The 24673-nt window shown below is 76.5% G+C and carries 24 protein-coding genes; 10 read left to right on the top strand and 14 right to left on the bottom strand.

Annotated elements, in window-relative coordinates; all coding sequences use genetic code 11:
* Positions 1–90 precede the first annotated feature (90 nt).
* Entirely contained in the window at positions 91–1011 is a 921-nt protein-coding gene (locus BM242_RS16860) for an alpha/beta hydrolase (protein ID WP_093839688.1), read from the top strand.
* On the opposite strand, the gene BM242_RS16865 is transcribed toward BM242_RS16860, so the two are convergent.
* Positions 988–1638, bottom strand: coding sequence for a TetR/AcrR family transcriptional regulator (locus tag BM242_RS16865; RefSeq protein WP_093839689.1), 651 nt, complete (start codon positions 1636–1638; stop codon positions 988–990). The two genes, BM242_RS16860 and BM242_RS16865, sit on opposite strands and share 24 nt — an antisense overlap.
* A 95-nt stretch (positions 1639–1733) precedes the next feature.
* A complete protein-coding gene (locus BM242_RS16870) occupies positions 1734–2135 on the bottom strand; it encodes an NUDIX hydrolase (protein WP_093839690.1) in 402 nt (133 codons plus the stop codon).
* Between the two features lie 150 nt (positions 2136–2285).
* Between BM242_RS16870 and BM242_RS16875 the strand changes: the two genes are divergently transcribed.
* Complete coding sequence (locus tag BM242_RS16875; RefSeq protein ID WP_093839691.1) at positions 2286–3008, top strand: hypothetical protein; 723 nt, start codon at positions 2286–2288, stop codon at positions 3006–3008.
* A 49-nt stretch (positions 3009–3057) separates the two neighbouring features.
* Here the strand turns inward: BM242_RS16875 and BM242_RS16880 are convergent, their stop codons facing one another.
* Both BM242_RS16880 and BM242_RS16885 read right to left on the bottom strand, forming a co-directional pair.
* On the bottom strand, positions 3058–3450 hold the full coding sequence (locus BM242_RS16880; protein ID WP_093839692.1) for a VOC family protein: 393 nt from the start codon (positions 3448–3450) through the stop codon (positions 3058–3060).
* 55 nt (positions 3451–3505) lie between these two features.
* Positions 3506–4588, bottom strand: coding sequence for a DUF2332 domain-containing protein (locus BM242_RS16885; protein WP_093839693.1), 1083 nt, complete (start codon positions 4586–4588; stop codon positions 3506–3508).
* Positions 4589–4686: 98 nt separating this feature from the next.
* On the opposite strand from BM242_RS16885, the gene BM242_RS16890 reads away from it, so the two are divergent.
* Positions 4687–5349: a ThuA domain-containing protein gene (locus tag BM242_RS16890; protein WP_093839694.1), complete on the top strand. Its 663-nt coding sequence runs from the start codon at positions 4687–4689 to the stop codon at positions 5347–5349.
* 19 nt (positions 5350–5368) lie between these two features.
* Here BM242_RS16890 and BM242_RS16895 read toward each other — a convergent pair whose 3' ends face one another.
* Genes BM242_RS16895 through BM242_RS16905 form a run of 3 tightly spaced genes read right to left on the bottom strand, consistent with a single transcriptional unit; the run spans position 5369 to position 8147 of the window.
* Complete coding sequence (locus BM242_RS16895; RefSeq protein ID WP_093839695.1) at positions 5369–5824, bottom strand: PPC domain-containing DNA-binding protein; 456 nt, start codon at positions 5822–5824, stop codon at positions 5369–5371.
* Positions 5821–6402: a hydrogenase maturation protease gene (locus BM242_RS16900; RefSeq protein WP_093839696.1), complete on the bottom strand. Its 582-nt coding sequence runs from the start codon at positions 6400–6402 to the stop codon at positions 5821–5823. The genes BM242_RS16895 and BM242_RS16900 overlap by 4 nt, the downstream gene beginning before the upstream one ends.
* Entirely contained in the window at positions 6399–8147 is a 1749-nt protein-coding gene (locus tag BM242_RS16905) for an enoyl-CoA hydratase-related protein (RefSeq protein ID WP_093839697.1), read from the bottom strand. The genes BM242_RS16900 and BM242_RS16905 overlap by 4 nt, the downstream gene beginning before the upstream one ends.
* A gap of 268 nt (positions 8148–8415) precedes the next feature.
* Here BM242_RS16905 and hypB point away from each other — a divergent pair, with 268 nt between their 5' ends.
* The 5 genes from hypB to hypE all read left to right on the top strand — a co-directional run bounded on the left by hypB (position 8416) and on the right by hypE (position 14329).
* Positions 8416–9249: a hydrogenase nickel incorporation protein HypB gene (hypB, locus tag BM242_RS16910; RefSeq protein WP_093839698.1), complete on the top strand. Its 834-nt coding sequence runs from the start codon at positions 8416–8418 to the stop codon at positions 9247–9249.
* Positions 9246–11690, top strand: a complete 2445-nt coding sequence (gene hypF, locus BM242_RS16915) for a carbamoyltransferase HypF (protein WP_093839699.1) — start codon at positions 9246–9248, stop codon at positions 11688–11690. Before hypB ends, hypF begins: the two co-directional genes overlap by 4 nt.
* Before the next feature lie 80 nt (positions 11691–11770).
* On the top strand, positions 11771–12064 hold the full coding sequence (locus tag BM242_RS16920) for a HypC/HybG/HupF family hydrogenase formation chaperone (RefSeq protein WP_093839700.1): 294 nt from the start codon (positions 11771–11773) through the stop codon (positions 12062–12064).
* Complete coding sequence (gene hypD / locus BM242_RS16925) at positions 12061–13191, top strand: hydrogenase formation protein HypD (RefSeq protein ID WP_093839701.1); 1131 nt, start codon at positions 12061–12063, stop codon at positions 13189–13191. The genes BM242_RS16920 and hypD overlap by 4 nt, the downstream gene beginning before the upstream one ends.
* A gap of 85 nt (positions 13192–13276) precedes the next feature.
* Positions 13277–14329 (top strand): hydrogenase expression/formation protein HypE, encoded by a 1053-nt coding sequence (gene hypE / locus BM242_RS16930; protein WP_093839827.1) that lies wholly within the window; start codon positions 13277–13279, stop codon positions 14327–14329.
* 40 nt (positions 14330–14369) lie between these two features.
* On the opposite strand, the gene BM242_RS16935 is transcribed toward hypE, so the two are convergent.
* Positions 14370–14912 (bottom strand): retropepsin-like aspartic protease, encoded by a 543-nt coding sequence (locus BM242_RS16935; protein WP_107365139.1) that lies wholly within the window; start codon positions 14910–14912, stop codon positions 14370–14372.
* A gap of 140 nt (positions 14913–15052) precedes the next feature.
* On the opposite strand from BM242_RS16935, the gene BM242_RS16940 reads away from it, so the two are divergent.
* A complete protein-coding gene (locus BM242_RS16940) occupies positions 15053–16192 on the top strand; it encodes a site-2 protease family protein (RefSeq protein WP_093839829.1) in 1140 nt (379 codons plus the stop codon).
* Between the two features lie 118 nt (positions 16193–16310).
* Positions 16311–17318, top strand: coding sequence for an aldo/keto reductase (locus BM242_RS16945; protein ID WP_093839702.1), 1008 nt, complete (start codon positions 16311–16313; stop codon positions 17316–17318).
* Between the two features lie 49 nt (positions 17319–17367).
* On the opposite strand, the gene BM242_RS16950 is transcribed toward BM242_RS16945, so the two are convergent.
* From BM242_RS16950 to BM242_RS16975, 6 genes are read right to left on the bottom strand one after another with little or no spacing between them, the layout of a single operon-like run.
* On the bottom strand, positions 17368–17931 hold the full coding sequence (locus BM242_RS16950) for a TIGR03086 family metal-binding protein (protein WP_093839703.1): 564 nt from the start codon (positions 17929–17931) through the stop codon (positions 17368–17370).
* A 44-nt stretch (positions 17932–17975) separates the two neighbouring features.
* Positions 17976–18653, bottom strand: coding sequence for a LutC/YkgG family protein (locus tag BM242_RS16955; RefSeq protein ID WP_093839704.1), 678 nt, complete (start codon positions 18651–18653; stop codon positions 17976–17978).
* On the bottom strand, positions 18650–20197 hold the full coding sequence (locus tag BM242_RS16960; RefSeq protein WP_093839705.1) for a lactate utilization protein B: 1548 nt from the start codon (positions 20195–20197) through the stop codon (positions 18650–18652). The genes BM242_RS16955 and BM242_RS16960 overlap by 4 nt, the downstream gene beginning before the upstream one ends.
* On the bottom strand, positions 20194–20928 hold the full coding sequence (locus BM242_RS16965; RefSeq protein ID WP_093839830.1) for a (Fe-S)-binding protein: 735 nt from the start codon (positions 20926–20928) through the stop codon (positions 20194–20196). The genes BM242_RS16960 and BM242_RS16965 overlap by 4 nt, the downstream gene beginning before the upstream one ends.
* 40 nt (positions 20929–20968) lie before the next feature.
* The gene (locus BM242_RS16970; RefSeq protein WP_093839706.1) at positions 20969–22474 is read right to left on the bottom strand and encodes a rhamnulokinase; all 1506 of its coding nucleotides are present in this window, start codon (positions 22472–22474) and stop codon (positions 20969–20971) included.
* The gene (locus tag BM242_RS16975; RefSeq protein ID WP_093839707.1) at positions 22471–24540 is read right to left on the bottom strand and encodes a bifunctional aldolase/short-chain dehydrogenase; all 2070 of its coding nucleotides are present in this window, start codon (positions 24538–24540) and stop codon (positions 22471–22473) included. Before BM242_RS16975 ends, BM242_RS16970 begins: the two co-directional genes overlap by 4 nt.
* Between the last annotated feature and the right edge of the window lie 133 nt (positions 24541–24673).

Genomic DNA, 24673 nt, shown 5'->3' on the forward strand with positions numbered 1-24673 from the left:
CCGGCGCCCGGGCAGGCCCCGACCCAGAAAACTAAACGAACGGTCGTGCTAATATCTCGCCCCGTCACCGACCCCGCGAGGAGACCGGACATGCACCGCACGGCCACCGCAGTCATCCGCTTCGTGCTCAACACCGCCTCCCGGGCCGCCCCGCGCCCGGCCGGCGCCCTGGCCTTCGCCCTGTTCCGCCGGGCCGGCGCCCGGGCCGGGCTCCGCCCGGCCGAGGCCGCGCTGATGCGCACCGCCCGCACCGAAACCCTCGACCTGGACGGCACACCGGTGCGCGTCCACCGGTGGGGGAGCGGTGAGCGGCCGGTCCTGCTGCTGCACGGCTGGCGCTCCCGGGCGTCCCGCTGGCAGCCGCTGGCCGAGGCCCTGCTGGCCGCCGGCTACAGCCCGGTCGCCTTCGACGCACCCGGCCACGGCGACTCCGGCGGCCGGGGCAGCACCATCCTGGAGTACCGGGCGGCGGTGCGCCGGCTGCGGGCGGCGGCCGGCCGGCCCTTCGAGGCCCTGATCGGCCACTCCTTCGGCGGACTGGCCGCCTTCGCCGCACTGCGCGACCCGGACACCGCCCGGCGGCTGGTCACCGTCTCCGGCATCAGCCGGTTCGGCTTCCTGACCGAGGGATTCGGTGCCCAGCTCGGCCTGCGGCCCCGGCTGGAGACGGAACTGCGGCGCCGCGTGGAGCGGTTCCTGGCCCGGCGGGGCGAGGAGGGGGACGTCTGGTCGCGCTTCTCCGCCTCCCACCGGCCCGCGGGAATCACCGTGCCGATCATGGTGATCCACGACGAGGACGACGGCGTGGTGCCGGTGGACCAGGCCCGGCACGTGATGCGCAGCTATCCCGGGCAGGCCGATCTGCTGCTCACCCGAGGACTGGGGCACGCCCGCATCCTGTCCGACCCCGGGGTGGTGGACGCCGTGGTGGACTTCCTCACCGCCACCGCCACCGCCACCGCCACGGCACCGGCCGACAGCGGCGTTTCAGCCGACCAGCGTGCCGGGTAGCGCGCCCGGATCGGTCGCGGCGGCCCGCAGCCGGGCCAGCATGCCGGCCGCCGCCCGGTCGTAGCCGGCGTCGTCGCCGCTCAGCACCGACTGCACATTCGCCGTCTCCAGCAGGGCGATCAGCTCGAAGGCGAGCTGCTCCACATCGGTGTCCGGGCGCAGTTCCCCGAGGCCGCGCGCCTCCGCGAGGGTGCGCCGCACATAGTCGGTCCACTCGGCGCGCCGGGCGGCCACCGCGTCGTGCACCGCGCCCTGTCGGGCGCCGAACTCCACCGCCGAGGAGAAGAAGAAGCAGCCGCCGGGAAAGACCCGCTGCCGGGAGTAGGCCAGCCAGTTGCGGCTCAGCGCGCACACCCGGCCCAGCCCGGCCGGAAGCTCCTCCGCCGGGTGCACCACATGCCGCACATAGACCGCGGTGGCCGCCCGCACGGTGGCGAGCTGGAGCTCCTCCTTGGAGCCGAACAGGGCGAACACCCCGCTCTTGCTCAGCCCCAGCTCCGTGGCGACCCGGCCGATGGACAGCCCTTCCAGCCCCTCCACCGAGGCGATCTCCATGGTCCGGGCGAGCACCAGGCGCCGGGTCTGCCGGCCGCGCTCCAGCCGTCCGTCGGTCCGTGTCCCGGTCACCCGGCACCGTCCTTCCTGGCCTGCGCCTGCCGCCCGTCCGGCCCGCTCCCGCCGGGAGGGCCATGGTACTGGCCCGGCGCCCGCCCGGCCCCGCGCTAACGCAGCAGGCCGGCCGCCCTGAGGTCGTCGAAGACCACCCGGTCCACCGGCGCGGTGCGGTCCCGGTCGGAGTAGCCCAGCCAGGCCAGCTCCTCGATCTCGCTGCTCGCCGCCAGGGTCCCCCGGTACTCGGCGGTGTAGCAGGCCATCCGGACCACGGCGTCCGCGCCGTGCCCGTCCGCGGCGGCCCGGTAGGTGCCGACATGGGCCAGGGTGCCGGGCAGCAACGCCACCGACACCTCCTCGCGGACCTCACGCACCAGGGTCTCGGTGTCGCTCTCGCCCGGATGGCGCTTGCCGCCGGGAATGTAGAACAGTTCCCTGCCGCGGGTCCGGGTGCCCAGAATCCGGCCCCCGGCCAGACACACCCAGGCCACCGTGTCGATCAGCCGCGCCACCCGCCGCCTCCTCCGCCTTCTCCGCCTTCTCCGCCCGGTCCCCGGACCGGCCACCGATTGTCGCACCGGGGCCCGGCGGACCGGGATGTGCCCCCGTCAGCTCTGGCCGGGGCGCCGTGCCGGTGGTCTCATGGGGTGGCGAGGTGTGCGATGGACGACGGCGGCGAGTGGCCCCCGGTGCGGCCACAGGGCAGCCCGCTGTGGCTGCATCCGGACGACGACCTGGCCCCCAACCGGCCCGGCGAGACACTGCGCGGGGCCGGGGAGGCCGCGCCCGGCGGCCTGCGGCGGGGGCTGGACCGGCTGCTCGGCCGGGCCGCCGCCGCGGCGGCCCGGCGGGACCGGCTCACCGGGGAGATGGTGCTGGGCGCGGCCCTGGACGGGCTGGCGCCGGGCGGCTGGCGGACCCTGCACTCGATCCTGCTGCCCGGGCACGAGATCCTGGCCCATCTGGCCATCGGGCCCGGCGGCGTGTTCGGCTTCTACACCGCCTGCCACCCCCGGGCCCGGCTGTGGGCCGGATCCGATGCCGCCGCCCCGGCCGGCTCTCCGGACGGCCCCGGGGACGGGCCGCCGGAGCTGGTCCGCATCGGCCGGCGCCGCGAGGAGCCGTACCTGCGCTTCGCCCGGCGGCTGGCCCGCCGGGCCGCCCTGGCACTGTCCGCCGGCTGCGGCACCCCCGTCCCGGTGGCACCGGTGCTGGCCCTGGTCGCCGCCGGGGAGGTGCGGGTCTCCCCGGAGCTGCGGGACGTGGAGGTGGTGCGGGAGGACGACATCCGGGTCTTCGGCGGCCGGGGCGGGGTGCTCAAGCCCGAGACCGTGGAAACCCTCTACGGCGTGGCCCGGGACCGCCGCACCTGGCTCAGGGCCTGAGCGCCCGGCGCCCGTGACCGGCGGACGTCCCTCCGCGCTCGGCGCAGCCTCAGCGCACGCCCAGCCGGACGTACGGCGGCTGGCCGGGCGGCGGGAAGACGCAGAACTCGTTCCCCTCCGGGTCGGCCAGGGTGTCCCAGCCGACCTCCTCGTCCCGGGCCCGGACCATGGTGGCGCCCAGCGCCAGCAGCTCCTCGGCCTCGCCCCAGACGTCCAGATGGATGCGGCCGGGGTCCGGCCGCGGCGTGCCGTCCGCCGGGCTGATCCAGATCAGCGGGCCGCGGCCGGCCGGATCATGGATCGGGACCGGCCACGTCGCGGGCCACTCCTCGCCGTGGTGCGGCGTATGGCGCTCATAGCCGAGAACCGCGCACCACCAGTCGGCGAGCCGCTGGTGGTCCGCCGCGTCCAGGACCAGATCCTTGAACCGTGCCGGTGCCATGCCGCGAGCGTATGCCGCCCGCGGCCGGCCCACACCCCCGGCCGCCGCGGCCGGCTCAGCGGACCGGGACCGGGGTCCAGGCGGGCAGGCCGTGCGGGGCGGCCTCGGCCGGGTAGGCCGTCTCCCCGGCGTCCCGCCGTACCGACAGCAGAAAGCCGCGCAGGGGCCGCACCCGGCGCGGCTCGAAGGCGATGTGCGCGAACCCCGCCTCCTTTGTCGCCGCCGCGGCCAGCCGCTCCAGCTCCGCCTCCACCCGCCGCCACTCCTCGTCCGGCACGTACTGCCGCATCACCGAGTGCCACACCACGGTCAGCGTGCCGGGCTCCAGCCGCACCGCGGACAGGAAGTCCGCCGCGCCGGTCCGCTCCACCACGGCCGGCACCCCGGCGGCGATCCGCAGCGCGCCGGACAGCCGTGCGGCGCGCTCGGTCTGGTCCGGCCAGACATAGGCGCGCAGCGCCAGCGCGCCCTGGAAGGACAGCGGATCGACCGGGTCCGGGTCGCAGCCGCGCCGCTCCACCACGGTGAGCGCCGGGTGCCGGGCGGCGCCCTCGGACAGCCACCCGGGCACCGGGCCCCGCCAGGCGCCGTCCAGGCGCACCGGGGAGCCGGCCGGTCCCCAGGCGTGTCCCGGGGCGGTGCAGCGGAAGCGGTCCGCACGGAGATTGAGCCCGGCGCTGGCGCCGAGCTCCAGCAGCCGCACCGGGCGCTCCTCGCCGCCCAGCGCGTGCAGCACCCCGGCGATCAGCAGATTCGCCCGTCCGGGTTCGTTGGTCTGCGGCGGCCGGGCCAGCCACCGCCGGATCCGCCCGGGGTGGCCGGCCACCGCCTCGCGCAGCGCCGGCCAGGCGTCCTCCGGGCGCTGTGGCGCGGTGCCGCCGGCGCTGGGGTAGTACCGGGCCAGCCCGGGGGCGTGCCCGGCGAGCACCAGCCCGTGCACCGCGCCCATCAACCGCAGCGGGACCGCGTCCCGCACCCGCGACCCCTCGTGGCCGGCCAGCACCCGGGCGCACGGACCGCCGGTGGCGATGTCGTCCGCGATCCGGTCCAGCAGCCCGCCGTAGAGCGGGGACCCGAGGTGCCGGCAGGCGTCCGCCTGCTGCCGGGTGTTCTGCACCAGTTGACCCGGACCGCCCATCACGTCCTCCTCACCACCGCGGGATCCGCCGGAACACGGGATCCCGGCCCCGGGCCGCACCGCGGGACCGGGCCGCAGGTCCGCCTACGATGCCCGCCATGAACACTCCGCGGATCATTGTCTTCAGCCGTACCACCGGATACCGGCACGACTCCATCCCGGACGGCATCGCGGCGCTGCGCGCCCTCGGCGGCGCCCACGGCTTCGAGGTGACGGCCACCGAGGACCCGGCCGCGTTCGCCGCCGGCCTGCCGGGCTGCCGGGTGGCGGTCTTCCTCTCCACCAGCGGCACCGTGCTGGACGAGGCCGGGCGCGCCGCGCTGCGGGCCCACCTGGCCGCCGGCGGCGGCTTCGCCGGTGTGCACGCCGCCGCGGCCACCGAGTACGACTGGCCCTGGTACGGGGAGCTGATCGGGGCCCGCTTCGCCCGGCATCCGGAGCTCCAGCCGGGCACCGTGCGGGTGGCGGACCACGGCCACCCGGCCACCGCGCATCTCGGCGAACGCTGGGAACTCACCGACGAATGGTACGACTTCGAGGACAATCCGCGCGGCGCGGTGCGGGTGCTGGCGACCGCCGACGAGTCCAGCTACCGGGACGGGCGGATGGGCGGCGACCATCCGCTGGTGTGGTGCCACGAGAACACCGGCGGGCGGTCGTTCTTCACCGCCCTCGGCCACACCGCCGAGTGCTACGCCGACCCGGTGTTCCGCGCGCATCTGGCCGGCGGGGTGCTGTGGGCCGCCGGGCACGGGGCCTGAGCCGCCGGTCACCGGCCGCTCAGCCGGTGCGGCTCTCCCGGTGCGCCAGGTCGATCAGGGCCAGGCCCGCGTCCGGCCGGTACGTCTTGCGCAGGGTGGCCGGGCTGCTGCGCACCACCAGTTCCACGGTCGGCCAGACCCAGCCCTCCAGCAGATGGCCGCCGCGCGTGGTGCCGTCCCGCAGCCCCAGCACCGCGTGCAGATGCGGCACCGGTCCCTCGTCGCCGACGGCGACGTCCCCGACCAGGGAGAGCAGTTCGCACTGCTCGTCCACCCGGATCGGCCGGTACTCGCGGGCCTCGCGGTCGTACCAGCCCACCACGGCGCGCTCGAAGGCGCCGACGGCGGTCACCTGGGCGGCCCCGATCTCCCGGGTACGGGCGAAACCGGTCAGCGCGCCCACCGTCTCCTCGCCCGGCGACAGCACCAGCACATGGGCCGCCGCGGGCGGTTCCTCCACCTGAAGCCATCTCATGCGCCGCCGGGTACCCGCCCGGCCGCCGGCTCACCCGCCCGGACCGGTCCGGCCGCCGGGAGCAGTCCGGGCAGCAGCGACAGCACCAGCCCGGCGGCCTCCGGCACGGCGCGCGCCACCGGCTCGCTCAGCTCCACCCGGACATCCGGCTCCGCACCGGTCATCCGGACCAGCGGCTCGCAGCCGACCAGCAGCACCCGGGGCAGCGGACCCGCCGGGGCCGCGGCCAGCCGGCGGGCCAGCGCCAGCACCCGCACCGGGTCCATGGCATGGGTCTGGAGGCCCGCGGCGGTGTCGTCCGGGATCTGTGGCTCCAGCACGGTGAGGGTGCCCGGGGCCTCGCCCCGGACCACCGCGTCCACCAGGATCACGGCGGCGCAGCCGGCGGTGATCCGGTAGGCCAGGTCCATGCCGCGGATGCCGAAGTCCGCCACCTGTACATGGTCCGGCAGCGGGCGGCGCAGCAGCTCCGCGGCGACCGCCGGGCCGAAGCCGTCGTCGGCCAGGAAGACATTGCCGATGCCCGCCACCAGCACCGCGGGACCGGGCGCGGGCCCGGCACCGGGCGCCCCGGTCACCGCTTCTCCGGGACGCGGCCGGGAAGGGACACCGCGGGTGTCCCGCCGGGCGGTTCCGGGGGCGGGGCGAGCGGGTCCGCCGGGGCCCGGTCCGCGCCCTCCCGGCGGACGAAGGCGGCCCGCAGCGCGTGGTACGGCGCGGCCGGGTCGTCGAAGGCCGCCCGCATGCGGAGGAGTTCGGCCTCCCGGTAGCGGGCCAGCGGCCGGGCCGCCTCGTCACGCTCCCGGGCCGCCTTCTTCTCCGCGATGCGGGCCTGGAGCCGGCCGGACCGGGCCAGCCCCGCGGCCAGCCGGGCGGCCTCGCCGGCGAACGCCTCCGGCGGCGCGTCGATCACCCGGTCCACCAGCCCCAGCCGGGCGGCGCGGGCCGCGCCCACCGGCAGCGCCCGGCCGGTCAGCCGCCCGGCCTCCGCCCGCCCCGCCCGCCGGGGCAGGGTGTAGGTCCAGAACTCCGAGCCGTACAGGCCCATCCGCCGGTAATGCGGATTGAGCACCGAGCCGGACCGGCACCACACCTCGTCGGCGGCCAGCGCCAGCATCGCCCCGCCGGCCGCGGCATTGCCCGGCAGGGCCGCCACCACCAGCCGGTCGGTGGTGGTGAGGACCGCCTCCACCAGGTCGTTCATGGCCCGGATGGCGGACCAGGACTCGGCCGCCGGATCGGCGGCGGCCTCGATGGCGTCCAGATCGATGCCGTTGGAGAAGAAGTCCCGGCGCGGGCCCAGCACCAGCACCCGCACCGGGCGGGAGACCGCGTGCCGCCAGGCGCGCAGCAGCCGGCGGCAGCGGCCGGTGTCCATCGCCCCGCCCGGGAAGGCGAAGGTGAGGAATCCGGCCGGTCCCTCCTCCCGGTAGTGGATCTCGCTCCAGGCCCGGCCGTCCGGCACCGGCCCGGCCCCGGCGGGGATCTCCGGCAGACCGCGGGGCAGCCGCCCGGCGAGCGCCAGCGCCCGGACCGCGGGCAGCCGCACCGGCCGCCGCTCACCGGGCCGCCGGACCGGCCGCAGCCGCGGAATCCACACCGCGCCGTCCGCCGTGGCCCGGCAGACCGCGCCGTCCCGGGTGGCGATCAGCTCGCCCGGCCGTCCCCGCAGGCGCGGCTCCCGGTGCCCGCCGTGCAGATACCACTCCGCGCCGGCCAGGGTGTCGCGCACCCCGGGCCGGGAATCGGCGGCGCGCAGCCTGCGCAGCACCGTCCCGGTGCCGTCCGCGGCCCAGTCGATGCGCCGCCCGGCCTGGCGCAGCAGCGGGCGCAGCGGCCCGGGCGGCCCCGGGGCGGGCCGTTCACCGGCCGTGAACCGGCCGAGGGCGGTGCGCAGCGCGCGCAGCGCGGCGTCCGCGACCTCGCCCCGGTACAGGTCGCTCTTGCCGGCGCCGGGCGGCACCGGGAACCGCTCCGCGGCCCACACCGGCCCGGCGTCCAGGCCGGCCACCGCCTGCAGCACCGTCACCCCCCACTCGGTGACGCCGTCCTGGAGGGCCCGGTCCAGCGCGGACGGGCCCCGGTCGCCGGGCGGGCCGGGATGCACCACCAGGCAGGGCACCGCGGACCACACCTCGGGCGGGATCACCTCGGTGAGCATCGGGGCGATCACCAGCTCCGGACGGTGCGCCCGCACCGCCTCCCGCATTCCCCGGGCACCCGGCGCGGTGTGCACCGCCACCCGGTGGCCCCGGTCGTCCAGTTCCGTGAAGACCCGCTGGGTCAGGCTGTTGAAGGCGCTGGCGATGAGCAGGATCCGCATGGGTTGCCTCCCGGTTCCGGCGGCGGACGGGAGCGATCCTGACCCGGCGGGCGGCACGGCCGTCCCGGGCGCGCGCAACCGCCGGCCGGAGTTGCGCCGCACGGGGGAACCGGCGGTACGGCGGCGTCCGGTCGCCGGGGATGCCCGCCGGGGTGTGCCTAGCGTGGGGCCGCATGCCCGGACCTCCGGCCGCCGCCCTCCCGGCCTCCCGCGGTCCGGCGGCGGCCACCGCCCGGCCACCGCAAGCACCGTACGAAGGGACCGTGTGATGTGCCGGACCGTCGATCTCCAGCAGGCCGTTCTGGCCAAGAACGATGACCTGGCCGGCCGGCTGCGCGAGGATCTCGCCGCGCGCGGCGTGACCGCCGTCAATCTGCTGTCCAGCCCGGGCAGCGGCAAGACCGAGCTGCTGCGGGCGGTGCTCGCCGCGGCGGTGGCCCGCGGGGTGCCGGCCGCCGCGCTCACCGCGGACCTGGCCACCGACCACGACGCGGAACGGCTGGCCCGCTCCGGGGCGCCGGTGCGGCAGGTGCACACCGGCGGCCTGTGCCATCTGGAGGCCGCCCAGCTGCGCGGGCTGCTGGCGGACTGGCTGCCCGCCGGGACCCGGCTGCTGTTCGTGGAGAACGTCGGCAACCTGGTCTGCCCGGCCGCCTACGACCTCGGCGAGACCTTCCGGATCGTGCTGATGTCGGTGACCGAGGGCGAGGACAAGCCGCTGAAGTACCCGACCGCGTTCGGCACCGCCCATCTTGTGGTGCTCACCAAGACCGATCTGGCCGGGCCCGCGGGGTTCGACGAGGCCGCGTTCACCGCCGGTGTGCAGCGGGTCAACCCGGGCGTGCGGATCCTGCGCACCTGTGCCCGGGACGGCACGGGGGTGGCCGGGCTGCTGGACCGGGCGCTGGCCGTGGCGGACGGCGCCGAGCCGCACCGGCCGCTGCTCGCCGCCGCCCACCGCGACCGCCACACCCACACCCACACCCACACCCACACCCACACCCACACCCACACCCACGGCCACGGCCACGGCCACGGCCACGGCCACGGCCACGGCCACGGCGGTGCCGCGGCGCTCCCGGCACCGTCCGGCGTCGCATGACCGGGCTGTCCGCCGGCCCGGCGCCCGCTCCCGCGCCGCCCGGCGGCCGGGCGGCGGCCGGGCAGCCGCTGCACCGCCGGGTCACCGTGCGCGGCACCGTGCAGGGCGTCGGCTTCCGGCCCTTTGTGCACCGGCTGGCCCATGCGCTGGGCCTGGCCGGATCGGTGCACAACGCGGGCGGCGCGGTGGTGGCCGAGGTGACCGGCCCGCCCGGCGCCGTGGCGGAGTTCTGCCGCCGGCTGCGCACCGGCGCGCCGCCGCCCGCCGCGGTCCGGTCCCTGACCGTCGAATCCCTGCCCGGGCCGCCGGCGGCCCGGGACGGCGGCTTTGTCATCCTGCCCTCCCGGGCGGGCGCCGACGGCGCAGCCGCCGAGGCCGCGGCCATCCCGCCGGACACCGCGCCGTGCGCCGACTGCCTGCGCGACCTCACCGATCCCCGCGACCGCCGCTACCGCCACCCCTTCGTCACCTGCACCCACTGCGGCCCCCGGCTCACCCTGGCCACCGGCCTGCCCTACGACCGGGCGGCCACCACCATGGCCGCCTTTCCGCTCTGCCCGGACTGCGCCCGCGAGTACGCCGACCCCGCCGACCGGCGGTTCCACGCCCAGCCGGTGGCCTGCCCGGCCTGCGGGCCCCGGCTGCGGTTCACCCCGGGGCCGGGCGGCGGCGAGTCCGCCGCCGAGGGGGAGGACGCCCTGGCCGCCGCCCGCCGGCTGCTGGCCCGGGGCGCGATCGTGGCCGTCAAGGGCATCGGCGGCTACCACCTGGCCTGCGACGCCGGTGACGCCCGCGCCGTGCGGGAGCTGCGCCGCCGCAAGCGGCGCGGGGCCCGGCCGTTCGCCGTGATGTGCGCCGACGCCGCCACCGCCGGCCGGCTCGGCCGGCTGACGGACGCCGGGCGGCGGGTGCTGACCGGCCCGCGCCGCCCCGTCGTGCTGCTCCGCCGCCGCGCCCCGGGCGCCCTGCCGGGCCTGGCCGGCGAGGTCTGCCCGGGCAGCCCGGACGTGGGCGTGCTGCTGCCCTACGCCCCGCTGCACCATCTGCTGTTCGGTCTGGACGGCGACCCGCCCGGCCCTCGCGTCCTCGTCATGACCAGCGGCAACCGCTCGGGCGAACCCCTGGTCACGGACGACGCCGAGGCGCGGGAGCGGCTGGCGGGACTGGCCGACGCCTGGCTGTGGCACGACCGGGAGATCGCGGTGCCCTGCGACGACTCCGTGGTACGGGTCCGCGACGACGGCACCGAGCTGGTGCTGCGCCGCTCCCGCGGCTATGCGCCGGAGCCGCTGGAGCTGCCCGTCGCGGTGCGGCCCGCGCTGGCCGTGGGCGGCGATCTGAAGAACGCCCTGTGCGCCGGGCGGGACCGCACGGCCTGGTTCTCCCCGCACATCGGCGATCTGGGCGGCCTGGCCGCGCTGCGCGCCCTGGCGGCCGGCGAGCGGCGGCTGCGCGCCCTGACCGGCACCGATCCGGAACTCCTCGCCGCCGACCGGCACCCCGGCTACCACTCCGCCCGGTTCGCCCGCGAGCGGGCCGCCGGACGGCCGCTGCACCGGGTGCAGCACCACCACGCCCATATCGCCTCCGCCATGGCCGAGCACGGCCTGGACGGCACCGCGCCGGTCATCGGGGTGGCCTTCGACGGCACCGGATACGGCGAGGACGGCGCCGTCTGGGGCGGCGAGGTGCTGCTCGCCGACTACGCGGGCCACCGCCGGCTGGCCCATCTGGCCTACGCCCCGCTGCCCGGCGGGGACGCCGCCGTCGCCAACCCCTGCCGCACCGCCCTGGCCCGGCTGCGCGCCGCCCGGCTGCCCTGGGACCCGGACCTGCCCTGCGTGGCGGCCTGCGAGCCGGCCGAACTGGCCGTGCTGGACCGCCAGCTCGGCCGCGGATTCGGCTGCGTGCCCGGCTCCGGCATGGGCCGGCTGTTCGACGCGGTGTCCTCGCTCACCGGGCTGTGCCACCGTGCCGGGTACGAGGCCCAGGCCGCCCTGGAACTGGAGGCCGCGGCCGTTGCCGCCTGGCCGGAGGGCGGCGACGGCTATGCCTTCGCGCTCCGCCCGGCCCCGGGCACGGACGCCGCCCCGCCGCTGCTGCTGGACCCGGCGCCGGTGCTCCGGGCGATCGTCGCCGACCTGCGCGGCGGGGTGCCCGCGGCGCTGATCGCGGCCCGCTTCCACCGCGGGCTGGCCGCCGCGGTGGTGGCCCTGTGCGGGCGGGCCCGCCGCCGCACCGGGGTGGGCACGGTCGTCCTCACCGGCGGGGTGTTCGCCAATGCCCTGCTCGACCAGGAGTGCGCCGTCCGGCTCACCGCGGCGGGCTTCACGGTGCTGCGGCACGGGCGGGTGCCGCCCGGGGACGGCGGCCTCGCCCTCGGGCAGCTGCTGGTCGCCGCCCGCGCCCCGGCCGGGGGCGGCCCGCCGCCCGGCCCCTGACCCGCGGCACCCGGTACCGACCGCACCGATTCATCTGCATGCCGATACATCCGCATACCGCTACGACGAGAGGAACGCCCATGTGCCTGGCCGTGCCCGGCAAGGTGGTGGAGACCGTGGAACGGGACGGCGACGCGCCCATGGCGCGCGTCGATTTCGGCGGCGTGGTCAAGGACGTCTGTCTGGCCTATGTGCCGGACGCCGTGCCCGGTGACTACGTCATCGTGCACGTGGGGTTCGCCATCCAGCAGCTGGACCAGGAGTCGGCCCGGGCCTCGCTCCGGCTGTTCGCCGAACTCGGGCTGCTCGAAGAGGAGTTCGGCGACGCCTGGGAGCGGGCCGCGGCCGAGTCCGGGGAGGCGGCGGTCCGGTGAAGTACATCGAGGAGTTCCACGACCCCGCGCTGGCCCGGAAGCTGCTGGACGACATCCGTGCCACCGTCACCCGCCCCTGGGCCCTGATGGAGGTGTGCGGGGGGCAGACCCACTCCATCATCCGGCACGGCATCGACCAGCTTCTCCCGGACGGGCTGGAACTGATCCACGGTCCGGGCTGCCCGGTCTGCGTCACCCCCCTGGAAATGATCGACAAGGCGCTGGAGATCGCCTCCCGGCCCGGGGTGATCTTCTGTTCCTTCGGCGACATGCTGCGCGTCCCCGGCACCGGCCGGGACCTGTTCCGGGTGCGCGGCCAGGGCGGGGACGTGCGGGTCGTCTACTCCCCGCTGGACGCGCTCGACCTGGCCCACCGCAATCCGGACCGGGAGGTGGTGTTCTTCGGCATCGGCTTCGAGACCACCGCCCCGGCCAACGCCATGGCGGTCCGCGAGGCCCGGCGCCGCGGCCTGGCCAACTTCTCCATGCTGGTCTCCCACGTCCGGGTGCCCCCGGCCATCGAGGCGATCATGGAATCCCCGAAGTGCCGGGTGCAGGGCTTCCTGGCCGCCGGGCACGTGTGCAGCGTGATGGGCACCGGCGAATACCCGGAACTGGCCGCGCGGTACCGGGTGCCGGTGGTGGTCACCGGCTTCGAGCCGCTGGACATCCTGGAGGGCGTGCGCCGCGCCGTGCGGCAGCTGGAGCGCGGCGAGCACCAGGTGGAGAACGCCTACCCGCGGGCCGTGCGGGACGACGGGAACCCGGCCGCGCTGCGGGTGATCGAGGAGGTCTTCGAGGTCACCGACCGGTCCTGGCGCGGCATCGGCACCATCCCCGGCAGCGGCTGGCGGCTCGCCCCCGGCTACCGGGACCTGGACGCCGAGCACCGGTTCGCCGTGACCGGCCTGCACACCCGCGAGCCCGCCCGCTGCCGCAGCGGCGAGGTGCTCCAGGGGCTGCTGAAACCGCACGAGTGCGAGGCGTTCGGCACCGACTGCACGCCCCGCAGCCCGCTGGGCGCCACCATGGTCTCCAGCGAGGGGGCGTGCGCGGCGTACTACCTGTACCGGCGACTGGGCGGGCCGGTCCGGGCCGCCCGTGAGGAGGCGACCCGCCGTGGCTGACACCTCTCCCGCACCCCTGCCCCCGTCCGCACCCCCGTCCGCGTCCCCGCCCGGCCCGGGGCCCGGTGCGGTCCCCCGCCCGGGACTGCCCGAGGCGGAGGGCTGGAGCTGCCCCGCGCCGCTGCGCGACCACCCGGTGGTGGTCACCGGGCACGGCGGCGGCGGTGCGCTCTCGGCCGAGCTGATGACCCACCTCTTCGCCCCCGCCTACGGCGAGGCGCTGCTCCCCGGGCTGGCCGACTCGGCGGTGCTGACCGTGCCCGGCGGGCCGCGGCTGGCGTTCTCCACCGACTCCTATGTGGTGCGCCCGCTGTTCTTCCCCGGCGGCTCCATCGGCGATCTGGCGGTCAACGGCACCGTCAACGACCTGGCCATGAGCGGTGCCCGGCCGCTCGCGCTGTCCTGCGGCTTCATCCTGGAGGAGGGCACCGCGCTGCGGACCGTGGACCGGGTGGCCCGGGCGGTGGGCGCCGCCGCCTCGGCGGCCGGCGTCACCATCGCCACCGGTGACACCAAGGTGGTGGAGGCCGGGCACGGCGACGGGGTCTATCTCAGCACCGCCGGCATCGGCCTGGTCCCCGAGGGGGTGGACATCCGCCCGGAGCGGGCCGCGCCCGGCGATGTGGTCCTGGTCTCCGGACCGGTCGGGGCGCACGGGGTGGCGATCCTCAGCGTCCGCGAGGGTCTGGAGTTCGGGGCCGAGGTGCGCAGCGACACCGCGCCGCTGGCCGGGCTGGTGCGGGCCATGCTGGACGTCACCCCGGAGCTGCACGCGCTGCGCGACCCCACCCGCGGCGGGCTGGCCGCCTCGCTCAACGAGATCGCCGCCGCCTCCGGCACCGGGGTGGTGCTGGCGGAGCGGGCCGTGCCGGTGCCGGACGCGGTCACGGCCGCCTGCGGCTTCCTGGGCCTCGACCCGCTCTATGTGGCCAACGAGGGCCGTCTGGTGGCCTTTGTGCCCCGGCGGCACGCCGAGGCCGTACTGGCCGCCATGCGAGCCCATCCGCAGGGCGCCGGGGCGGCGGTGATCGGCGAGTGCACCGAGGAGCATCCCGGCATGGTCGTCGCCCGCACCGGCCTCGGCGGCACCCGGGTGGTCGACCTGCCGATCGGCGAACAGCTTCCCCGCATCTGCTGAACCCGGCCGTGCGGCACGGACAGGGCACGGCGGGGCACGGTCAGGGGGCGGGCAGGGTGAGGACTCCCTCGTCGTAGTCGACGGTGATGGTGCCGAAGTCGCTGAGCACATCGGAACCGAGGAGACCCTGGATGCCGCCCCCGCCCCGGGGCGGCCCCAGATCCACCACGGTCACCTCCCCGGGATCGAGCGCCACCCCGCCCACCTCCCACCGCTCCACCTCGGCCACCGGCACCTCCCCGGTGCCGAGGATGCCGCTGACCGAGCGCTCCTCACCGGTGCGGGGCAGCCCCACCCCCTCGGCCACGTCCGTGTCCACCACGCTGGTCGAGGCACCGGTGTCCAGGGCGAACAGGAACGGCCCCTCGCCGGCGATGCTGACCGGCACAAAGGCCAGGATCCGGCCGTCCTGCTCCACGATCCGCATCGGCACCTCGCGCCCGTCGCCCGGCGCGTCCCCGGCGTCCCCCCGGCCGTCGCGGTCGGTCCACCCCGTGCACCCGGCCAGGGACCCGGCGAGCAGCAGCGCCGCCGCCGCCCGCGCGGCCCGCCCGGCGGCGGCCGTCCCGCTCCGGAGCTCCATGGCGCCCAGGTGCCCGCCCCCCGCCCGGGCAAACAGCGGCCGGCCGCCGATTGGCCGGGCCCGGGCGGGCAACCCGGCAGGGCGGAACAGAACCGACGGACGACGGACGACGGGCGGCGAGGGAGCGGAGGTGCGTGGCGGTGCGGCCGACACTGACCCTGGGACGGCTGGCGGGCATCCGGGTGGGAGTGCACTGGAGCGTGCTGGTCATCGTCGTGCTGCTGGCGGCCGGCCTGGCCGGGCGCTTCCCCGAGGCCTACCCCGACCGGCCGGCCTGGGAGTACTGGGCCGTCGGGGTGGCGGCGGCCCTCACCTTCATGCTCTCGCTGCTGGCGCACGAGATCAGCCATGCGCTGGTGGCCCGCCGCAACGGCGTCCAGGCGGACGAGATCACCCTGTGGCTGCTCGGCGGCGTGGCACGGCTGCGCAGCGAGGCCCCCACCCCGGGTGCGGAGCTGCGCATCGCCGGTGTAGGACCGCTGGTCAGCCTGGCCGCCGCGGTGGTCTTCGGGCTGGCGGCCGGCGCGGCCATGGCGGCGGACGCCGGCGGTCTGGTGGTGGAGGCGCTGGCCTGGCTGTCGGGCATCAATCTGCTGCTGGCCGTCTTCAACTCCCTGCCGGCCGCGCCGCTGGACGGCGGGCGGCTGCTGCGGGCCGTGGTCTGGCGGGTCACCGGCAGCCCGCTGCGGGCGACCGTGGTGGCCACCGGAGCGGGCCGGGCGCTGGGCTGGCTGCTGGTCGGCGCCGGCCTGTTCCTGGCCTTCGGCGGGGCGGTGGTGGGCGGCTTCTGGCTGGCCATCATCGGCTTGTTCCTGATCGCCGCGGCCACCGCGGAGGGCGGCCAGGCGAGGCTGCGCGAGCTGCTCGGCGGTGTCCCGGTGCGGCAGGCGATGACCCCCGAGCCCACCGTGGTCCCGGGCACCCTGACCGTCCGCGACCTCCTCGCCGACCCGCGCTACCGCTACCGGCACTCGGCGTTCCCGGTGGTGGACCCCGGGGGACGGGCGCTGGGCCTGGTGACCGTGCGGGACGCCGCCGCGGTGCCCGCGGAGGGGGCCGGGGACACCGCCGTGAGCTCCGTGATGATCCCGGTCGAACGGATTCCCACACCGGGGCCGGACGACGCACTGGCCGGGCTGCTCCCCGCGCTCCAGGAGAGCCCGGCGCACCGCGCGCTGGTGCTGCGCGAGGGACGGCCGGTGGGCATCGTCTCCACCTCCGACGTCAGCCGGGTCACCTCCTGGCTGGCGTCCCCCGGGTCCCGGCGCGACGGCCGCTGAGGAGGCCGGCGGACTCCGGCCGGACCGCATGAGACGATCAGTGGCTGCCGCGCGACCGCGGCACCGGCACAGCACCATCCGCTACGGCGCCGCGGCGCCAGTCGAGGAGAGCACACCCGTGAGCTACACCGCCGCGCAGGACCGATACGACTCCATGCAGTACCGGCGCTGCGGCAAGAGCGGCGTCCTGCTGCCCGCCGTCTCGCTCGGGCTCTGGCACAACTTCGGCGACGCCCAGCCGCTGGAGACCCAGCGCGCGGTGCTGCGCCGCGCCTTCGACCGCGGCATCACCCATTTCGACCTGGCCAACAACTACGGTCCGCCGCCCGGTGCGGCCGAGGCCAACTTCGGCACCCTGTTCGCCCAGGACCTGCGGCCGTACCGGGACGAGATGTTCATCGCCACCAAGGCGGGCTACGACATGTGGCCCGGCCCGTACGGCGAATGGGGCTCCCGCAAATACCTGACCGCCAGCCTGGACCAGTCGCTGCGCCGGATGGGCCTGGAGTATGTGGACGTCTTCTACTCGCACCGCCTCGACCCGGACACGCCGCTGGAGGAGACCATGGGCGCGCTGGACTCGGCGGTGCGGCAGGGCAAGGCGCTCTACGCCGGCATCTCCAACTACCCGGCCGAGGAGCACCGCCGGGCCGCCGAGATCCTGCACTCGATGGGCACCCCGCTGCTGATCCACCAGTCCGCGTACAGCATGCTCAACCGTTCCCTGGAGGACGAGGTGCTGGACGCCGTGGGGGAGACCGGCACCAGCCTGATCGCCTACTCCCCGCTGGCGCAGGGGCTGCTGACCGACCGCTATCTCTCGGGGGAGGTCCCGGCCGGTTCCCGGATGTCCGAGGGGCGTTTCCTGCGGCCGGAGGCGCTGCCGGAGCGGCGGCTGTCCGTGCTGCGCAGGCTGAACGAGTTCGCGGCCGGGCGCGGCCAGTCGCTCGCCCAGCTCGCCCTCTCCTGGGTGCTGCGCGATCCGCGGGTGGTCTCGGTGCTGATCGGCGCCAGCAGCGTGCGCCAGCTCGACCAGAACCTGGCCACCCTGGAGGCCGGCCCGCTCACCGAGGCCGAGCTCGCCGAGATCGACACCGTGCTGGCCGAGGACCCGGCCGCGGTCTGAGGCCGGGGCCCCGGACCGGGCCCGGCCGGCCGCGCCGCCGCGGAAGGGGTCAGACGGCGCGGCCGGTGGCGGCCAGCAGCCGGGTCTGCGCGTCGGCGCCCGGCTCCGCCGGTACCTCCGCGCCGAAGACCCCGGCGGACCGCCAGGAACCCACCCGCGGCGCGAGATAGCCGCCGACATGGCCGACCAGCTCCGGGTCCAGTCGCTCGTCGGCGCCGATGCCGCGGGCCAGGTCCCAGGAGTGGATCGCCAGATCGCTGATCATCTGCTGCGCGTACTCGGTGGCCGGGGTGGGCCCGCCCGAGGTCTCCACCTCGCCGTCGAGCGCGCCCGGCCGGTGGAAGGCCCGGCGCGACTCGGCACCGGCCCGCTCCCAGGCGGCCACCGGGTCGTCGCCCAGCACATCGCCGTCGAACCGGTCGCCGACCTCCGCCAGGGTCGCCCCCCGGAGCAGCAACGGCGCCCAGAGGTGCTCGCCCACCAGGTGATTGACCAGGTCCCGGACCGACCACTCGGTGCACGGGGTGCCGTCCTGCCACTGCCCGTCACCGATCCGGTGCACCCTGCGGTCGAACTCGTCATAGGCCGTGTCGAAGGCATCCACCAGTTCCATGCCTTCAGTCTCGCCGCCCGTCGCGGTTCCGCCACCGGGCCCGGTCAGCCGGGCGGCGCGGCGCCGCCCAGCAGGACCACCTCCAGGGTGCGCGGGCCGTGCACCCCCTCCACCCGGTCCAGTTCGATGTCGCTGGTGGCCGACGGGCCGGAGATCCAGGTCTGCGGGCGGGCCGGATCGAGCCGGGGAAGGGCCCGCGGCACCGAGGCCACCACCTGCTCCGGGAGGCGCACCACACAGATGTGGTGGTCCGGCACCAGGGTGAACCGGCGCAGGCCCTGATCGGGTGAGCCGTCCAGCACCAGGGTGCCGGTCTCGGCGATGGCCAGCGCGCAGCCGGTGAGCACGCTGTCCACGGCGTCCAGCTCCCGGGCGGTCAGGGCCCCGGGAGCGGGCACCCGGGTGATCCCGGCGGCCGTGGCCGCGGCGAGCCAGTCGCCGGGAACCCCGGGCGGGGCGAGCACCGTGCGCGCCCCGCGGGCCGTCAGCAGCCGGGCGACCAGACCGGGCAGCCCGTCGGCGGTGCAGCGGTGCACCAGCGCCCGGTAGTCCGCCAGATTCTCCGCCAGCAGATCCGCCAGCGCCGCCGGATCGTCCTCCGCGGTATGGGCCGGCAGATAGTCGCGGGCCGGGGCGGGGCCCTCCGGCGGGCCGCCGCCCTCGCCGTGCAGCGCCCGGCGGATCCGGGCCAGCACCACCGAACGGCTGTCGGCCCCCGTCATGGGCTCTCTCCTCGCTCGCGTTCCTCCTCCGGGCCTGCTCGGTCTGCTCGGTCTGCTCGGCCCTCCGGGGCTTGCCGGTCTCCCCGGGTGCGCTGCCACCAGTCGCGGAACGGCTCGGCGGGCAGCGGCGGCAGATCCCGGGTGGCGCTCCAGGCCCGCCCCGGGCCGGGCAGCGGCAGCCTGCGCGGCTGCAGCCGCCGCGCCCGCCCGGCCAGCCGCTGGCCGGCCCGCAGCAGCCGCGGATGGCCGAAGGCCCAGCCGGCGGCGCGCATCGCGGCCCGCTCCGCGGCATGGCCCCGGGCCGGGCGGATCCTGGTCCGGGTGCCGCGCACCGTGACCTCGCCGCCCTCCACCACCCGCTCGCGCAGATGCACCAGCACCTCGGGGATGTTGATCGCCACCGGGCAGACGTCGTAGCAGGCCCCGCACAGCGAGGAGGCATAGGGCAGGGAGGCGTCCAGCGGGCTGGTCACCCCCCGCAGCTGCGGGGTGAGAATGGCCCCGATCGGCCCCGGGTAGGCCGAGCCGTAGGCATGGCCGCCCGCCCGCTCGTAGACCGGGCAGACGTTGAGACAGGCGGAGCAGCGGATGCAGCGCAGCGCCTGCCGGCCCACGGCGTCGGCGAGCGCGTCGGTGCGGCCGTTGTCCAGCAGCACGAGATGGAAGTCGCGCGGGCCGTCGCCGTCCGTGGTGCCGGTCCACATCGAGGTGTACGGGTTCATCCGCTCCGCCGTGGAGGACCGCGGCAGCAACTGGAGGAAGATCTCCAGATCCTGCCAGGTGGGCACCACCTTCTCGATGCCCACCACGGAGATCAGGGTCTCCGGCAGGGTCAGGCACATCCGTCCGTTGCCCTCGGACTCCACCACCACCAGGGTGCCGGTCTCGGCGACCATGAAGTTGGCGCCGGAGATCGCGACCCTGGCGCGCAGGAACTTCTCCCGCAGATGCAGCCGGGCGGCCTCGGCCAGCTCGGCCGGGCGGTCGGTCAGACCGTCCGGCGCGGGCCGTCCCCACTGGCCCATCCGCTCGCGGAAGATGTCCCGGATCTCGCCCCGGTTGCGGTGGATGGCCGGGACCAGGATGTGCGAGGGCAGGTCGTCGCCCAACTGCACGATCAGCTCGGCCAGATCGGTCTCGTAGGCGCGGATCCCGGCCTTCTCCAGGGCGGCGTTGAGCCCGGTCTCCTGGGTGGCCATGGACTTGACCTTGACCGCCTCCCGCTCACCGGTGGCCAGCACCAGGCCGGTGACGATCCGGTTGGCCTCGGCGGCGTCCGCGGCCCAGTGCACCGTGCCGCCGGCCTCGGTCACCGCCCGCTCCAGCTGCTCCAGATAGTGGTCCAGATGGCGCAGGGTGCGGTCCTTCACGGCCGCGCCCGCGGCACGCAGCCGCTGCCAGTCGGGCAGCTCGGCCACCGCCCGGGCCCGCTTGTCGCGGATGGTGCGGGTGGCGTGCCGCAGATTGGCGCGCAGCCGCGCGTCGCCGGTGGACTCCGCGGCGGCCCGGGGGAAGGCGGGCATGCCCAGAAAGGTGCCGCTCATCCGCTGCTCCCTTCGGCGGCGGCGCCGGTGGCCGCGGTGGCGGCCAGGATCTCGGCGAGATGGACCGGGCGGACCGGCGAGCCCAGCCGGGACAGGGTGCCGCCGATGTGCATCAGACAGGAATTGTCCACGGTGCAGACCGCCTCGGCGCCGGTGCCCATGACGGCCGCCGCCTTGTCCGCGCCCATGGCCGCCGAGACGGCGGCGTTCTTCACCGCGAAGGTGCCCCCGAAGCCGCAGCACTCCTCGGCGCCGGGCAGCTCCACCAGCGTCAGCCCGCGGACCGCCGCCAGCAGCCGGCGCGGCCGGTCGCCCAGCCGCAGCGCGCGCAGGCCGTGGCAGGTCGGGTGGTAGGTCACCGTGTGCGGGTAGTACGCGCCGACGTCGGTGACGCCCAGCACGTCCACCAGGAACTCGGTCAGCTCATAGGTGCGTTCCGCGACCGGCGCGCTGTCCGGCACGATGCCCGGGTGGTTGTCCCGGATCATGGCGGCGCAGGAGCCGGAGGGGGTGACCACGTAGTCGTACTCGGCGAACGCCCGGGCGTGCCGGCGCACCAGCGGCTCGGCGGCCCGGCGGTAGCCGGTGTTGAACTGCGGCTGCCCGCAGCAGGACTGCTCCATGGGGAAGTCCACCGCCACGCCGAGCCGCTCCAGCAGCGTCACCACGGCCCGCCCGGTGCCCGGGTACAGCGTGTCGTTCACGCAGGTCACGAAAAGCCCCACCCGCAGCCCCGCACCGGGGCGGGCGGCCCGGCCCGCGGCCGGTCCGTCAGCCATGGAGACGCTCCTCTGCTTGCCGCCAGCGGTGTCCGTGGTCGCGCACCGGCTCATGGTGCCGCAGCGGCTGGGCGGTGCGCAGCAGCCCGCGCAGCCCGGCGAGTCCGCCGGAGACCGCGCCCGCCGCCCGGGCCTGCACCAGCACATTGCCGAACGCCGCCGCCTCCGCCGGGCCGGCCGTCACCGGCAGCCCGCAGGCGTCCGCGGTCAGCTGGCAGAGCAGCTCGTTGCGCACCCCGCCGCCCACGATGTGCACCGTGCGCGGACGCGGCCGGGCGGCCAGCCGCACCGCCTCGGCCAGCGTCCGCCGGTGGGCCAGCGCCAGCGAGTCCAGCACGCAGCGCACCGTCTCGGCGGCGTCCCGCGGCTCCGGCTGCCCGGTGCGGCGGCAGGCCGCCGCGATCCGCTCCGGCATCCGGCCCGGGGCCAGGAACTCCGCGCTGCCCGCGTCCACCACCGAGCGCAGCGGCTCCGCCCCCGCGGCAGCCGCCAGCAGCGGCTCCAGCTCCGCCGGCCGCCCGGCCGCCGCCCAGGCGCGGCGGCACTCCTCCAGCAGCCACAGGCCCATGATGTTGCGCAGATAGCGGACCGTGCCGTCCACGCCCAGCTCATTGGTGAAGTTGGCCCGCCGGCTCTCCTCGCCGAGCACCGGATGGTCCAGCTCCAGCCCGGCCAGTGACCAGGTGCCGGTGGCGATGTACGCCAGGGTGTCCGGCCCGCCGGCCCCCGCCCCGGCCGCGGCCGGGACGCCGGCCACGGCCGAGGCGGTGTCGTGCGAGCCGACCGCGGTCACCGGGACCGGGCCGGTCAGCCCGGTCTCCGCCAGCACCTCCGGCAGCAGTTCCCCGGCCGGGTCGCCGGGGCGGCGCAGCGGCGGGAACAGCGCCAGGTCGATGCCCAGCGCCCGGGCCACCGGCCGGGACCAGTCCCGGGTGCGCGGATCGATCAACTGGGTGGTGGAGGCGTTGGTCAGCTCGGTGCCGGCCCGCCCGGTCAGCCAGTAGGCGATCAGATCGGGGATCAGCAGCAGCCGCCGGGCCGCCGCGAACTGCGCCCCGCCGCAGGCGGCGAGCAGCTGGTAGACGGTGTTGAAGGGCAGATGCTGCACTCCCGTCTCGGCGTAGAGCTGTTCCGGCGGCAGCGCGGCGGCGGCCCGGTCCGCCATGCCCTCGGTGCGGCCGTCCCGGTAGTGCACCGGATTGCCGAGCAGCGCGCCGTCCGCGTCCAGCAGCCCGTAGTCCACCGCCCAGGAGTCGATGCCGATCCCGTCCAGCCGGCCGGCGGGCACGGCCCGCCGGCCGGCCTCCCGCAGACCGTCCAGCACCCCCCGGTACAGGGCCAGGATGTCCCAGTGCAGGGTGGCGCCGGTGCGCACCGGGCGGTTGGGGAAACGGTGCACCTCGGTCAGCGACAGCTCCCCGGGCCCGGCCCGGCCGAGCATCACCCGGCCGCTGGTCGCGCCCAGGTCCACCGCCGCGAAGAAGCGGGCGCCGCTCATCGCAGGAACGCCGCCGCCACCCCGGCGTCCACCGGGATGTGCAGGCCCGTGGTGTGGCTCAGCTCGCCGCCGGTCAGCGCGAACACCGCGTTCGCCACATGCTCCGGCAGCACCTCGCGCTTGAGCAGGGTGCGCTGGGCGTAGAACTCGCCCAGCTTCTCCTCCGGCACCCCGTACACCGCGGCCCGCTTGGCGCCCCAGCCGCCGGCGAAGATGCCGGAGCCGCGCACCACCCCGTCCGGGTTGACCCCGTTCACCCGGATGCCGTGCTCGCCCAGCTCGGCGGCGAGCAGCCGCACCTGGTGCGCCTGGTCGGCCTTGGCCGCCCCGTAGGCGATGTTGTTCGGGCCGGCGAACACCCCGTTCTTGGAGGCGATGTAGACGATGTCGCCGCCCATGGCCTGGGCGGTCATCATCCGGGCCGCCTCGCGGGAGACCAGGAACGAGCCGCGCGCCATGATGCCGTGCTGGAGGTCCCACTCGGCGGCGGTGGTGTCCAGCAGCGGCTTGGAGATGGAGATGCCCGCGTTGTTGACCACCAGGTCGACACCGCCGAAGGCCAGCGCGGCGGCCTCGAAGGCGGCCCGGATCTGGTCCTCGGAGGTGACGTCCACGGTGACCGCGACCGCCCGGTCCGGGCCGCCCAGCTCCTTGGCCGCCGCCTCGGCGCGCTGCCCGTCCCGGTCCGCGACCACCACGCAGGCGCCCTCGGCCGCCAGCCGCCGCGCCGTGGCCAGGCCGATGCCGGAGGCCGCGCCGGTGACCAGGGCGACCCGGGCGGCCAGCGGCCTGGGCGGGGGCATCCGCCGCAGCTTGGCCTCCTCCAGCTCCCAGTACTCGATGCGGAACTTCTCCGACTCCTCGATGGGGGAGTAGGCCGAGACCGCCTCGGCGCCGCGCATCACATTGATGGCGTTGACATAGAACTCGCCCGCCACCCGGGCGGTCTGCTTGTCCTTGCCGAAGGAGAACATGCCCACGCCCGGGACCAGCACGATCGCCGGGTCGGCGCCGCGTATCGGCGGGGAGCCGGGTTCGGCGTGCCGCTCGTAGTAGGCCCGGTACTCCTCGCGGTAGGCGGCGTGCAGCTCCTTCAGCCGCCCGGTGACCTCGGCCAGGGGCGCGTCCGCGGGGAGGTCCAGCACCAGCGGGCGGACCTTGGTGCGCAGGAAGTGGTCCGGGCAGGAGGTGCCGAGCGCGGCCAGCCGGGGGTGCTCGGCGCGGGAGAGGAAGTCGAGCACGGCGTCGGCGTCGGTGAAGTGCCCCACCTGCGGGCGGTCGGTGGAGGCCAGGCCGCGGATCAGCGGGGCCAGTTCGGCGGCCCGGGCGCGGCGGTCGGCGGCGGGCAGCGGCTCCCGGCCGGGCAGCACCGGGCCGAAGGGCTCGGGCCGGCCGCGCTCGGCCAGGAACTGTTCCGCGGTGCGGATGATGTGCAGCGAGTTGGCCTCGCACTCGTCGCTGGTATCGCCCCAGGCGGTGATGCCGTGGCCGCCCAGGATGCAGCCGATCGCCCGCGGGTTGTCCCGCTTGACGGCGGCGATGTCCAGGCCGAGCTGGAAGCCGGGGCGGCGCCAGGGCACCCAGACGACGGTGTCGCCGAAGCACTCGCGGGTCAGCGCCTCGCCGTCGGCGGCGCAGGCCAGCGCGATGCCGGAGTCGGGATGCAGGTGGTCGACATGGGGCGCCTCCACCAGGCCGTGCATGGCGGTGTCGATGGAGGGGGCGGCGCCGCCCTTGCCGTGCAGGCAGTAGTCGAAGGCCGCGACCATCTCGTCCTCGCGCTCCACGCCCGGGTAGACGCCGGTCAGGGCGCGCAGCCGGTCCAGGCGCAGCACGGCCAGGCCGGCGGCCTTGAGGGTGCCCAGGTCGCCGCCGGAGCCCTTGACCCACATCAGCTCGGTGTCCCGGCCGGTCACCGGGTCGGGGACGGTGCCCTTGGCGGAGGCGTTGCCGCCGGCGTAGTTGGTGTTCCTGGGGTCGGAGCCCAGCCGGTGGGAGCGGTCCAGCAGTTCCGTCACCGGGCCGGGCAGTTCGCCCCCCGGACGGTCTGCCGTGGCGTCGGTCATGATCTTCATCCTTCGCTGCGGTGTGATGCGGTGTGATGCGGTGCGGTGCGGTGCGTGGCCCGCGGCCGGCGGGCGGTCTCGCCCGGACCGGCCCGCCCCGGGGCGGGCCGGCCGCCTCGCGGCGGGGCCGTCG

The organism is Streptomyces aidingensis (assembly GCF_900112355.1).
In the GTDB taxonomy this organism is placed as follows: Bacteria; Actinomycetota; Actinomycetes; order Streptomycetales; family Streptomycetaceae; genus Streptomyces; species Streptomyces aidingensis.

Coding starts and splice junctions, on each gene's coding strand:
- BM242_RS16975 (WP_093839707.1), bottom strand. CDS start 24,540: ATGACCGACGCCACGGCAGACCGTCCGGGGGGCGAACTGCCCGGCCCG.
- BM242_RS16895 (WP_093839695.1), bottom strand. CDS start 5,824: ATGAGATGGCTTCAGGTGGAGGAACCGCCCGCGGCGGCCCATGTGCTG.
- hypB (WP_093839698.1), top strand. CDS start 8,416: ATGTGCCGGACCGTCGATCTCCAGCAGGCCGTTCTGGCCAAGAACGAT.
- BM242_RS16955 (WP_093839704.1), bottom strand. CDS start 18,653: ATGACGGGGGCCGACAGCCGTTCGGTGGTGCTGGCCCGGATCCGCCGG.
- BM242_RS16880 (WP_093839692.1), bottom strand. CDS start 3,450: ATGGCACCGGCACGGTTCAAGGATCTGGTCCTGGACGCGGCGGACCAC.
- BM242_RS16875 (WP_093839691.1), top strand. CDS start 2,286: ATGGACGACGGCGGCGAGTGGCCCCCGGTGCGGCCACAGGGCAGCCCG.
- BM242_RS16890 (WP_093839694.1), top strand. CDS start 4,687: ATGAACACTCCGCGGATCATTGTCTTCAGCCGTACCACCGGATACCGG.
- BM242_RS16960 (WP_093839705.1), bottom strand. CDS start 20,197: ATGAGCGGCACCTTTCTGGGCATGCCCGCCTTCCCCCGGGCCGCCGCG.
- BM242_RS16860 (WP_093839688.1), top strand. CDS start 91: ATGCACCGCACGGCCACCGCAGTCATCCGCTTCGTGCTCAACACCGCC.
- BM242_RS16920 (WP_093839700.1), top strand. CDS start 11,771: ATGTGCCTGGCCGTGCCCGGCAAGGTGGTGGAGACCGTGGAACGGGAC.
- BM242_RS16935 (WP_107365139.1), bottom strand. CDS start 14,912: ATGGAGCTCCGGAGCGGGACGGCCGCCGCCGGGCGGGCCGCGCGGGCG.
- BM242_RS16905 (WP_093839697.1), bottom strand. CDS start 8,147: ATGCGGATCCTGCTCATCGCCAGCGCCTTCAACAGCCTGACCCAGCGG.
- BM242_RS16885 (WP_093839693.1), bottom strand. CDS start 4,588: ATGGGCGGTCCGGGTCAACTGGTGCAGAACACCCGGCAGCAGGCGGAC.
- BM242_RS16950 (WP_093839703.1), bottom strand. CDS start 17,931: ATGGAACTGGTGGATGCCTTCGACACGGCCTATGACGAGTTCGACCGC.
- hypF (WP_093839699.1), top strand. CDS start 9,246: ATGACCGGGCTGTCCGCCGGCCCGGCGCCCGCTCCCGCGCCGCCCGGC.
- BM242_RS16970 (WP_093839706.1), bottom strand. CDS start 22,474: ATGAGCGGCGCCCGCTTCTTCGCGGCGGTGGACCTGGGCGCGACCAGC.